At 55.9% G+C, this 333-nt stretch carries 1 protein-coding gene; it reads left to right on the top strand.

The features are described 5' to 3' along the window. On the top strand, nt 1-333 hold a 333-nt coding region (locus V5T57_RS20730), incomplete at both ends, for a hypothetical protein (protein ID WP_332893176.1).

Below are 333 nucleotides of genomic sequence, written 5' to 3'. Positions count from 1 at the left end.
TTAGCGGTATTCCCGATGGTGCCTCCTTACAGATGGAAGATGGCACCGCCATTGAGATCACCGATGGTTCCGCCACTTTGAGCATGGATCAAGTCACCGACAATGGTGACGGCACCTACAGCCTGGATGGCTTGCAGGTGATGGCCCCTGAAGATTCCAATGCGAACTTCGACATGGGCATCTCTGTCACCACCACCGATGGAAACGGCGTCACCAGTGATACCGAGATTACCGACGGGACTATTAGTGTTGAGGTTGCCTCCGTCGCCGATGCCCCTGAGCTGAGTGCGGGGGATGTTACCGGTGGTGAAGATGCTGCAAGTATCCCTCTGG

The organism is Magnetococcus sp. PR-3, from assembly GCF_036689865.1.
Taxonomy (GTDB): Bacteria; Pseudomonadota; Magnetococcia; order Magnetococcales; family Magnetococcaceae; genus Magnetococcus.
Note: the sequence above shows the minus strand (reverse complement) of the source record. Positions and strands in the feature narration are given on the sequence as shown.